Source organism: Agromyces humi, assembly GCF_009720255.1.
GTDB classification, from domain to species: domain Bacteria; phylum Actinomycetota; class Actinomycetes; order Actinomycetales; family Microbacteriaceae; genus Agromyces; species Agromyces humi.
The window spans coordinates 1-8,955 of sequence record NZ_WJSP02000139.1; the positions used below are offsets into that span (position 1 = coordinate 1).

Sequence of the window (8,955 nt, forward strand, 5' to 3'; positions counted from 1 at the left end):
CCCGATCGGTCCGCACGAATGAGTTGATGCTGACGTCTGTCCAGTCGGCCGGGTCGAGCCTCGTGGCGTTGATCTCGCGGCCGAGTTCCTGCTGCGCGCGGTCGAGGGCGGCGTAGAGTTCGCGTCGAGGAATCCGCCGATCAGTCCGGTGATACCGGCGTTGTTCACGAGGCCGGTCACGGTGCCGAACCGCTCCACGGCCGACGGCACGACCGTCGCCGCGGCGTCGAGGTCGGCCATGTCGACCTGCAGCAGCAGCAGGCGGGAACCGGATGCCTCGCAGGCGCGCATCACCTGGAGGGCATCCTGCTCGCGGTCGCGGTACGTCAGCACGAGATCGTGCCCGTCGCGGGCGAGGCGCTCGGCGACCGCCGCACCGATGCCGCGGCTGGCGCCGGTGACGATCGTGACGGGTCGGCGGGAATCCGTATGCATGCAGATCAGACTATGGCGCGCGGACGCGGGTCTGGTGCCGGCCCGACCAGCGGGCGTACCATCGGGCGCATGGCACGCGAGGAGGCGAGCCCGCCACAGGGCAATCCGTACACCAGGTTCTTCGATCGCGTCGACCGGGTCCTCGGGCCCGCGTTCGTCTCGCCGCTCATGCCCGCCGAAGAGGAGACATCCGCGATGCCGGAGGACCAGAAGCCGTGCCCGCTCTGCGGGCATCCGATGTTCGAGCATGTCATCGACCACTCGACCGCGAACACCGTGCTGGTGTGCCCGACCGACGAACGCCTGCCGGAGCACGAGGTCGAAGGGCCGCTCAATGAACTCGGCATGCCGGCCACGGGGCGGCGTCTGGAGAAGTTCGAGGAGCGCGAGGCGCACGAACGCGACCTCCGCGAGGAGCGCGCGGAGCTCTAGCCGGGGGAGAGCACCGCGAGCTGCTGCGTGGCCCTCGTCATCGCGACATAGCGGTCCACCGCGCCTTCGATGCCGTCGCCGAACCCGTCAGGGTCGATCAGCACGACGAGATCGAACTCCAGTCCCTTCGACAGCTCGGGCGTGAGCCGACGGACCCGGGCTGCGGACTCGGGCGTGATGCCGGTCACGTCGATCGGTGCGTCACTCCTGTGGATGACGCACGCGACGCCGTCGTCGTGGGTGGCGAGCCACGTCGCGAGGATGGAGTCGAGTTCGGCACGTGCGCCGTGCATCACCGGGAGTCCGCTGCTGCGAATCGACGTCGGCACGTTGGCATCGGGAAGCACGGCTCGAATGACCGGCTCCGCCTCGGCCATGACCTCCTGGGGCGTGCGGTAGTTGATGGTGAGGCTCGCCTGCTCCATCCGTTCGAGCCCCACTCGCGCGAGTCGTTGCCGCCAGCTCTCGGTGAAGCCGTGCCTGGCCTGCGCTCGGTCGCCGACGATGGTGAAGCTCCGGGACGGGCAGCGTGCGAGCAGCATCTGCCACTCGGCATCCGTCAGCTCCTGCGCTTCGTCGACCACGATGTGCGCGAACGGCCCGGCGAGCAGGTCGGGATCGGGCTGGGCCTGCGCCACCTCGTCGATCAGCGTGTACTGCACGTCCTGCCCGCGGAGCATCTTCATGACGCCGAGGGAGGAGTCGTCCGCGGCGATGAGGTCGTCGACGACACGGTCCATGACCTCGCGTTCCGAGGCGAGAGCGGCCTCCTGGCGACGTCGGCGGCGTGACGCGTCGGGGTCCCCGATGCGTCGGCGCGCGGCATCCAGCAGCGGCAGGTCGGACACCGTCCAGGCGCGGGCCTCGTCGCGATGGAGCATCCGCATGTCGGCGGGGGAGAGCCACGGGGCGCAGGCCGCCAGGTACGCGGCGACCGACCACAGGTCGCCGACCACGCCGGCGGGGTCCAGCAGCGGCCACGCTCGATTGAATACCGAGCGCAGCTCGGTGTTCTGTTCGAGTGCGCTGCGCAGGCGAGCGTCGGCGACGTCCTCGTCGTGGTTGTCCATGAGGATCGCGATGAGTGCCTCCCAGACCTCGTCGCGCGCCTCGTTGTGCGGGGTCGCGGGCTCGCGGGCGTCGAACGCCTCGGCCCAGTCGTCGGGATCCAACCAGATGTCGGCCCAGGGGGTCTCGACGGTCATCCCTCGCGCCGGAGGCCGCTCGTAATGGGCGACCGCTGCCTCGACGGAGGTCACCAGCCGGGCCGACGCCTTGAGCCGTGCGACGGCTGGATCCGACTCGGGAAGGGCCGCCGAACCCTCGGGGACGAGATCTCGCAGCGTGCAGGTCTGCACGCCCTCCTCGCCGAGGCTCGGCAGCACGTCGGCGACGTAGTCGAGGTACGGCTGGTGCGGTCCCACGAACAGCACGCCACCTCGGCGATGTCCGAGGCGCGGGTCGGAGTAGAGCAGGTACGCGGTTCGGTGCAGCGCGACGACCGTCTTGCCCGTGCCCGGCCCGCCGTCGACGACGAGCGCCCCACGGGAACCGGCCCGGATGATCGCGTCCTGGTCGGCTTGGATCGTGGCCAGCACATCGCGCATGCGGTCGCTGCGGGTTGCGCCGAGTGTGGCGATGAACGCGGACTGGTCGTCGAGCGCAGCGCGGTGGCCCGAGAACCCGTCGGTCGTGAACACCTCGTCCCAATAGTCGGTGATCCGGCCGCGCGTCCAGCGGTAGCGTCGGCGACTCGCCAGTCCCATGGGGTCACCGTGTGTGGCGCCGAAGAAAGGCTCCGCGGCGGGGGAGCGCCAGTCGAGCAGCAGTCGTCGGCCCTCCTCGTCCACGAGGCCCAGACGGCCGATGTAGAGGGGATCCTCCGCGGCGTCGACATCCATGCGGCCGAGGCAGAGATCCAGGCCGTACCGCCGGAGGGTGCGGAGGCGTGCGGTCAGCTGGTGGACCTCGAGGTCGCGGTCCATCGCCGCCTGGCCGCGCCCGCCCGGCTCCTTGCGGAGGCGAACGAGCCGGGTCGAGACGTCGGCGATGGACCGCTGCAAGGTCCCTGCGATGGCCGCGAAGTGCTGCTCATCGGCAGCGATCAAGGTCGGATTCGCCTTCTCGGCGAGACGGGGCGGAAGATCGAACACGCTGGTGGTCAGGACTGCTCCTCGAGTGGCTGGAGGGGGACGGCCGTCCATTCTGCGACACCATGGGGCCCTTGCGGCAAGACCCCCTCGCTCCGATATCCTGAACGTGGGAGGTCGAGGCGACCTCCCGTTCGTCTGCCCGGTGCGTGATCGCAGGGGAGCGCCCAGCGCACTCAGCGAACACTCAGGAACGACGTTCCGAGTCGGCTCGAGTGGGTGTCGGCTCGGCTGGATAGCATGCAGGCATGGCCATCAGACTTGAGAACGTCGGGATCGCCGTCCGCGACCTCGAGGCGACCATCGCGTTCTTCACCGATCTGGGGCTCACGGTGGTCGGCCGCGACACGGTGAGCGGCGAGTGGACCGACACGGCTGTCGGCCTCGACGGCAATCACGCCAAGATCGCGGTGCTCAACACTCCCGATGGTCACGGTCAGCTCGAGCTCTTCGAGTACCTGCATCCCGAGGCGATCGAGACGGAGCCCACACGCCCGAACGAGATCGGCATGCATCGCGTCGCGTTCTCCGTCGACGACATCGACGAGGCCCTGGCGATCGCCGCGAGACACGGCTGTCATCCACTGCGCGGCGTGGCCACCTACCAGGACGTGTACAAGCTCACGTACCTTCGTGGTCCCAGCGGCATTCTCGTGATGTTCGCCGAAGAGCTGAAGAAGAACTGACGCGCCCGAGCCTGCGTTTCAGGGGAGCGGGCACTCGTCTGCGCCCGATGTCACGCCGGAGCACGGAGCCCGCCGGACCTCCAACCGACATAATGTGCATTATCGGCGTATTCCGAAGTCGGGGAAACCTGAGCGAGTCGGCTCGAATGTCGGCTCGTGTCGCGCTCCGGTCAGGCGCCCAGCGTCTGACCGCTGTAGAACGCGAACGTCGCGTCGGCCGCACGCGCTGCGTCATCCGGGTCGGCACCGGCCGCAACGTGCGCCTCGGCCCAGCGGTCGGCTGCGGCGCGGGTGAACGCCTGGCCCTCGTCGGACAGCGTCCATGCCTCACCCTCTTCCGGCGAGATCCGACTGTCCTGCACGCCGAGGTGCAGGGCCAGGCCGAGCATGGCCTGGTCCCACCCGACGCCGGTGGCACCCGGCCCGTACGTCTCCCACATCCCGGCCGGAACGTCGGCGACTCGCGCGACGTGCTCGAGTTCGAAGCGAGTGCGCTCCGGTCCGAGCGACGTGAGCCGCACCGTCACCCAGGAGACGTTTCCGGCGAACTCCCACGTGACGCGATATCCGGCGGCTCCGTCGGCGGGCGGCGTGCACTCGAGGACCTCGCCGCTTGCGTTCCCCGTGAGCTGGTATCGACCGCCGAGCCGGATGTCGCCCGAGACGGGCAGGAACCAGCGTGCGATCCGGTCGGGCTTCGTCGTCGCCGCCCACACGTCGTCGATGCCGGCGGGATAGTCCTGCGCGATCGTCTGGATCCGCGACTCCGCATCGTCGACCGCTTCGGTGCGCAGCGTGCGGGTCACGGCGTCGACCTGCGAACGAACGTCAACCATCAGTGCTCCTCATCTCGTGGTGTTGCCGGGTCGCCCGAATCGGCGGCGCGAACCGAGTCGGCGTCGACACCCGAGTCGGCGTCGACACCCGAGTCGGCGTCGACACCCGAGTCGGCGTCGTCGCCGGCCACGCGTCGGTTCCGCCTGCCGCGCGCGAGCTCGGTTCCGAGGGCCGCCAACGGGCCGCGCCAGTAGCGCTCGAACGGAGTCAACCAGGCGTTCACCTCCTGGAGCCCGCCCGCGTCGACGGCGTACAGCCGCCGGGTGCCCTCAGCTCGCACGGTGGCGAAGCCCTGCTCGCGCAGCACCCGCAGGTGCTGCGAGACCGCAGGCTGGCTGATACCGAACTCCTCGCCGATCATCGCGCCGACCTGGCCCGCCGGGGCCTCCCCGTCGGCGAGCAGTTCGAGGATGCGCCGGCGGACCGGGTCCCCCAGGACATCGAGCGCGTGCATGCCGTCGATTATTGCGCCTAGACTTATATAAGTCAAGCCTGAAGTTGATGGGTCGACGCCCTCGAGCCGCAGCGGCCGCGCCAGCCGACCCGCTGCCCGCTCGTCAGGAGCCGACGTACGCCGCCAGGTGCTCGCCGGTGAGGGTCGACCGGGCCGAGACGAGTTCGGCGGGCGTGCCCTCGAACACGATGCGACCGCCGTCATGGCCGGCTCCGGGTCCGAGGTCGATGATCCAATCGGCGTGGGCCATCACAGCCTGGTGGTGCTCGATGACGATCACCGACTTGCCGGCATCGACGAGCCGGTCGAGGAGTCCGAGCAGTTGCTCGACGTCGGCCAGGTGCAGGCCGGTCGTCGGCTCGTCGAGCACGTACACGCCGCCCTGCTCGGCCATGTGGGTCGCGAGCTTCAGGCGCTGGCGCTCACCGCCCGAGAGCGTCGTGAGCGGCTGGCCGATGGTCAGGTAGCCGAGTCCGACGTCGACGAGCCGCTTCAGGATGGCGTGCGCAGCAGGAAGACGCGACTCCCCCGCGCCGAAGAACGTCTCGGCGTCGGCGACCGACATGCCCAGGACCTCGCTGATGTCGCGTCCGCCGAGCTTGTACTCGAGCACGGACGTGTCGAACCGCCGACCCTCGCACACCTCGCACGGCGATTCCACCGTGGCCATCATGCCGAGGTCCGTGTAGATCACGCCTGCGCCGTTGCAGTTCGGGCAGGCGCCTTCGGAGTTGGCGCTGAACAGGGCCGGCTTGACGCCGTTCGCCTTCGCGAACGCCTTGCGGATCGGCTCCAGCAGGCCCGTGTAGGTGGCCGGATTGCTGCGACGCGAACCGCGGATCGCGCCCTGGTCGATCGAGACGACGCCATCGCGGCGAGCGACCGAGCCATGGATCAGCGAGCTCTTGCCCGAGCCGGCCACGCCCGTCACGACGACGAGCACGCCCAGCGGGACATCCACGTCGACGCCCTGGAGGTTGTTCTCCGACGCACCGCGAATCTCCAACGCTCCGGTCGGCGTTCGCACCTCCCCCTTGACCGACGCGCGGTCGTCGAGGTGCCGTCCGGTGAGCGTGTCACTCCCCCGCAGGTCGTCGACCGTGCCCTCGAAGACGATCTCTCCCCCGGCGGACCCGGCCCGAGGCCCGAGGTCGACGACATGGTCGGCGATGACGATCGCCTCGGGCTTGTGCTCCACGACCAGCACGGTGTTGCCCTTGTCGCGGAGTTGCAGCAGCAGGCGGTTCATCCGCTGGATGTCGTGCGGGTGCAGGCCGATCGTGGGCTCGTCGAAGACGTACGTGACATCCGTCAGCGACGACCCGAGGTGACGGATCATCTTGGTGCGCTGCGCCTCTCCGCCCGACAGCGTGCCCGAGGGGCGGTCGAGCGAGAGGTAGCCGAGTCCGATGTCCACGAACGAATCGAGGTTCTGCTGCAGGCCGGCGAGCAGGGGCGCCACCGACGGCTCGTCGAGGCCGCGCACCCAGGCGGCGAGATCGCTGATCTGCATCGCACAGGCATCCGCGATGCTGATGCCGTCGATCTTCGACCTGCGCGCGCCCTCGCTGAGCCGGGTTCCGCCGCACTCGGGGCACGCCGTGAAGGTCACGGCCCGCTGGACGAACGCTCGGATATGCGGCTGCATGGCGTCGACGTCCTTGGACAGCATCGACTTCTGCAGCTTCGAGACGAGGCCCTCGTAGGTGAGGTTGATGCCGTTGACCTTGACCTTGCCCGGCTCGCGATAGAGGAAGTCGTGCAGTTCGGACTCGGTGTAGTCGCGGATCGGCTTGTCGGGGTCGAAGAAGCCCGACTCCGAGAAGATGCGCACGGACCAGCCGTCGGCCGTGTAGCCGGGCACGGTGATCGCTCCCCCGGCGAGGGACTTGCTGTCGTCGTAGATCTGCGTGAGGTCGATGTCGGAGACGGTGCCCATGCCCTCGCACCTGGGGCACATGCCGCCGATCTGGCTGAAGTCGCGCGAGACGGTCGTGCTCTCCCCGCGATCGATGGTGATCGCACCACTCCCCTGCACGCTCGGGATGTTGAACGAGAACGCCTGCGGCGACCCGATGTGGGGCTGGCCGAGCCTGCTGAAGAGGATGCGCAGCATCGCGTTGGCGTCGGTCACGGTGCCCACCGTGGAGCGCGCGTTCGCGCCCATGCGCTCCTGGTCGACGATGATCGCCGTCGTGAGGCCCTCGAGCACATCGACGTCCGGGCGTGACAGCGTCGGCATGAAGCCCTGCACGAACGCGCTGTACGTCTCGTTGATCATGCGCTGCGACTCGGCGGCGATCGTGCCGAACACCAGCGAGCTCTTGCCCGAGCCCGACACGCCGGTGAACACCGTCAGGCGGCGCTTCGGGATCTCGATGCTCACGTCCTTCAGGTTGTTCACCCGGGCGCCCTGCACCCGGATCAGGTCGTGGCTGTCGGCGACACGCGCCTCGCCGTCAGTGGTATGCGTCACGGTCGTCGTCGTGCTCATCTGTCTCCCTCCGCCGGGCGCACCGATGCGCCCGGGTGCCCCGGCATGGCCTCCCATGATTCAACCAGTTCCGTCCGACGCGAGGCGCGCTCCCGCGTCATCGCAGCTCCTGGATCCGGATCATGTTCCCGGCCGGGTCGCGCACGGCGCAGTCGCGGAGCCCGTAGGGCTGGTCGGTCGGCTCCTGGGCGATCTCGACGCCCGCCGCCGTCAGGCGCTCGAAGGTCGCATCGAGGTCGGCGGATGCCAGGAGCAGGCCGCCGTACGTGCCCTTGGCCATCATGGCGGCGATCGTCTCGCGCTCCTCCTCGGTGAGGCCGGGTGCGGCGGCGGCCGGCTCGAGCACGATCGACGTGTCGGGCTGCTCGACCGGTCCGACGGTGATCCATCGCTTCCCGTCGTACCCGACGTCGCCCCGGACCTCGAATCCGAGCAGGTCGCGATAGAACGCCAGGGCGCGTTCGGGGTCGTCGTGCGAGAGGAAGCTCGCGTGGATGATGAGGCTCATGCCGCGACGCTACGCGCGCAGCCACGGCCGGCGCTTCTCGATTCCTGACCGATCTCGCAACCGGCCCCTGGAATCAGTCGGCGCGCTCGAGCTGCCCGATCTCGGCGCCGTCGGAGCCCTCGATCGTCATGGTCGAGCCCGAGATGGTGGCCTGGCTGAGCCCGGCGAGCCACGTGTCCACGTCCTCGCAGGCCATCTGCGTCGAGGCGACCGACTCGAAGGAGACGATGTCGTCGTCCTCGAGCTTCCATTCGCCCGAGAGCTGGTTGCAGCCGTCGGTGCCGCTCAGCTTGCCGCCCTGCTCGAGGGTCAGCGACGGGGCATCCGCATCGCTCGATTCGGACCAGGTGCCGACGGCGTCGATGGAGTCCCCGCTGGAGCCGGCGCACCCCGTGAGTGCGACGGCGGAGAGCACCATGAACGCGGCGAGAGTCGCTCGTTTCCCAGACATGCTCGCAGCATAACCCCCGGCCCTCGCGTGGCGGCAGATGACCGAGGGATGGATCTCAGGCCGGGCGCAGCAGGCCGTCTGCCTCGATGGCGGCACGCGAGAGCACGCGGTATCCCTCCTCGTCGAAGAACACCGTGATCCGGTCGGGTTCGACGCTCATCACCCGGCCCTCGCCCCAGGACATGTGTCGCACCTGCTGGTCCAGCGTGAAGGGTGTGGCGGCATCGGTTGCGGCGTCGGCGTCGGCCTGCTCGTCATACGCGGTGCCGCGTTCGCACGTGTCGCAGTTGCCGCACGGCTCGACCGACTGCGCGCCGAAGTACTCGAGGATGAAGGCCCGCCGGCAGCGGGTGGTCTCGGCGTAGGCACGGACCATCGCGCGCCGCGACTCGTCGATCCGAGCCCTTCGCTCGACGAGGTCGTCGACGATCTCCTGCGCGCGCTCCGCGGTGAGCGAGCCGCGGGCGACCACGCCACGGCGGCCAGACCGGGCGGCGCCGCCCTCGAC

The 8,955-nt window shown here is 69.4% G+C and carries 10 protein-coding genes; 2 read left to right on the forward strand and 8 right to left on the reverse strand.

All coding sequences use genetic code 11. The annotated features are described in order from the left end of the window. Window positions 1-435: SDR family NAD(P)-dependent oxidoreductase (locus GH736_RS24555; RefSeq protein WP_203230746.1), on the reverse strand; the 435-nt coding region annotated here is incomplete at its 3' end. 69 nt (window positions 436-504) lie between these two features. Here GH736_RS24555 and GH736_RS24560 point away from each other — a divergent pair. Further along, window positions 505-867, forward strand: coding sequence for a hypothetical protein (locus GH736_RS24560; RefSeq protein ID WP_203230747.1), 363 nt, complete (start codon window positions 505-507; stop codon window positions 865-867). On the opposite strand, the gene helR is transcribed toward GH736_RS24560, so the two are convergent. Further along, on the reverse strand, window positions 864-3,071 hold the full coding sequence (helR, locus tag GH736_RS12255) for an RNA polymerase recycling motor ATPase HelR (RefSeq protein WP_159603629.1): 2,208 nt from the start codon (window positions 3,069-3,071) through the stop codon (window positions 864-866). The two genes, GH736_RS24560 and helR, sit on opposite strands and share 4 nt — an antisense overlap. A gap of 194 nt (window positions 3,072-3,265) precedes the next feature. Between helR and GH736_RS12260 the strand changes: the two genes are divergently transcribed. Further along, complete coding sequence (locus tag GH736_RS12260) at window positions 3,266-3,703, forward strand: VOC family protein (protein WP_159603631.1); 438 nt, start codon at window positions 3,266-3,268, stop codon at window positions 3,701-3,703. A 170-nt stretch (window positions 3,704-3,873) separates the two neighbouring features. Here the strand turns inward: GH736_RS12260 and GH736_RS12265 are convergent, their stop codons facing one another. From GH736_RS12265 to GH736_RS12290, 6 genes are all read right to left on the reverse strand, one after another. Continuing rightward, window positions 3,874-4,539: an SRPBCC domain-containing protein gene (locus tag GH736_RS12265; protein ID WP_159603633.1), complete on the reverse strand. Its 666-nt coding sequence runs from the start codon at window positions 4,537-4,539 to the stop codon at window positions 3,874-3,876. Continuing rightward, window positions 4,539-4,994, reverse strand: coding sequence for an ArsR/SmtB family transcription factor (locus GH736_RS12270; protein ID WP_159603635.1), 456 nt, complete (start codon window positions 4,992-4,994; stop codon window positions 4,539-4,541). The genes GH736_RS12265 and GH736_RS12270 overlap by 1 nt, the downstream gene beginning before the upstream one ends. Before the next feature lie 103 nt (window positions 4,995-5,097). Beyond that, entirely contained in the window at window positions 5,098-7,488 is a 2,391-nt protein-coding gene (locus tag GH736_RS12275) for an ATP-binding cassette domain-containing protein (protein ID WP_159603637.1), read from the reverse strand. Between the two features lie 97 nt (window positions 7,489-7,585). After that, the gene (locus tag GH736_RS12280; protein ID WP_159603639.1) at window positions 7,586-7,996 is read right to left on the reverse strand and encodes a VOC family protein; all 411 of its coding nucleotides are present in this window, start codon (window positions 7,994-7,996) and stop codon (window positions 7,586-7,588) included. Between the two features lie 73 nt (window positions 7,997-8,069). Further along, entirely contained in the window at window positions 8,070-8,447 is a 378-nt protein-coding gene (locus tag GH736_RS12285) for an META domain-containing protein (RefSeq protein WP_159603641.1), read from the reverse strand. A gap of 55 nt (window positions 8,448-8,502) precedes the next feature. Further along, on the reverse strand, window positions 8,503-8,955 hold a 453-nt coding region (locus tag GH736_RS12290), incomplete at its 5' end, for a DUF3553 domain-containing protein (protein ID WP_159603643.1).